Consider the following 1914-nt stretch of genomic DNA (forward strand, 5'->3'; position numbering starts at 1 on the left):
CCTAAAAGATAAGAAATCAAAGAATATTGAATAAACCATTGCATAGAGATTCTTAAATTTCCCTAAAATTAACATAATACACCTTATACGAAATGTGTTATAATTATCTATAGAAATCAATGCTGTAGTTTCTAGTTGATAGCCCATCTTCCCCAAGATGGGTTTTTTTTATGATTTTTCACGTTCCACGCCTATTATTTAAGCAATGTTTCACGACTTTGTTCATATTAGTTAAACAATCGTGGTTAATCATAGGGTCTAAAAAAACGGCTCCAAAAGCCCCTTTTCTCCGGCTCCTGTTCAACGTGCTCCGGTACGGGAATCCGCTTATTTTCAGCCTGCTCCGGAGTAGTCAATCCGTCATCTTTCGGTTCAGCTTCTGGCCGAGGATCCGTTGCTATATCCTGGCTAGATTTCTGATCGGTAAACGTAGTCATATTGGCTGTGGGAGGCTTCATTTCGATGAGTGTTAGAAGCGTATCTATACGAGCGTTCGCCTTGGATTCACGATCTTCGGCTTTTTCTAACTGTTTTTTTAGGAAGTCGATTTGGCTTTTCAGTTCTACCACTGTTTTATCAATGTATTCAGGTGTATTTTGATTTTGTATTGAAGACGTATCAATACGTTTTGCCTGTTTTGCTCCAAAAGGCTCACCATAGACACGAAGTAGTTCTGAAAAATCTATACAACCATCATGGTCACGACTTAACACACCATTTTTTATATCTTTATATAGTGTAGCTCTAGATTTTTTATACAGCGTTGCAGCATTACTAACACTGTATTTTGTAGCTGTATTCATAGTGTATTGCTGTGTATTTTGAAAATGTATTGGAGAATACAATATGTGTATTCTCCAATACACTCAAGCTTTAAAGCCAAGGTTTTGTAGGTGGGGTAAAAACTGCTTTTGTTGTATTGGATCTCTCAGCATTTCTTTGATTTTTGCTGCTAAGCTCTCATAGCTTTCATTGCCATTTGCTAAGTTTGAAAATTCAGGGAGTCGTGAAAGCTGATTGCCAAACATATTGATTTGAGCATCTGTCATTTGGTGGAATGTTACTTGGGATGTTTTTGTTAATTCATGTTGAGCTGGTATTGCTTTTGATTTAATTCGGAATTGAATATCTGTGATAACTCTACCTTTTTTGAATTGGTCATAGTCAACGGTAATATTGGTATGTTTATTAATTTCACTTACTGCTCTGTCTAAGACATTAGATTTAAAATTAGACATAGTTGAATATTCAGTCGCATCCAGCCCTAATTTTGATCTAAGATCGTTAATACTATATTTCTCAGTTTTTGCTACATTCAACCATTTAATTAGTAGCTCATATAGTCTGATGCTATATTTACTCTTAAAGTCAGACACTTGTTCTATATGGTATTTTGTGAATTGTTCGCTTAATCGGCTAATTAAACTGATAACTTCGTTACTAAGGTATAAAACGATAAGGCCACTAGAATCTACATAGGTCACTTTATTTACCCAATTTGCTGTAGTAAGAGCTTCTTGGCCCTTATATCTATCTAAATAACTAAACTCTCTTCTTTTTAGTGTTTTCGCTGCCTCTCTAAGCAAGCCATAGGCATTATTACTATCTACCTTAAATTGATGAACGTAGTCACTTACGAATACTTCTATTGGTGTATCAGATGTGAGATTAGAAGACTCTCTAGCTCCAACTATGGCCAAGAGCATAATACGTTGCTCTATGAGTGATAAGTTGAAAGAGGCATCGATAAGAGCATTATCCTTAACAACTAATTTATTGTTATTTGTCATGATATGAAGCTTATTAATTCATTTAACTAGGTTATATTCTATTTATTTTAAATAGTCAATAATTCAGCTATTCAAATACCCCTTAAACCTATCTTTATCACCCCTTAAACCTATCTTTATCACC

Annotated in this window: 2 protein-coding genes; both read right to left on the minus strand. The window is 34.8% G+C overall.

Translation table 11 applies throughout. The annotated features are described in order from the left end of the window. Positions 1-245: 245 nt before the first annotated feature. Positions 246-803, minus strand: coding sequence for a plasmid replication DNA-binding protein (locus F890_RS17520; RefSeq protein ID WP_005268333.1), 558 nt, complete (start codon positions 801-803; stop codon positions 246-248). Positions 804-866: 63 nt separating this feature from the next. After that, on the minus strand, positions 867-1790 hold the full coding sequence (gene repM, locus F890_RS17525) for a replication initiation protein RepM (RefSeq protein ID WP_005268335.1): 924 nt from the start codon (positions 1788-1790) through the stop codon (positions 867-869). Between the last annotated feature and the right edge of the window lie 124 nt (positions 1791-1914).

Source organism: Acinetobacter sp. CIP 64.7 (genome assembly GCF_000369745.1).
GTDB lineage: Bacteria > Pseudomonadota > Gammaproteobacteria > Pseudomonadales > Moraxellaceae > Acinetobacter > Acinetobacter fasciculus.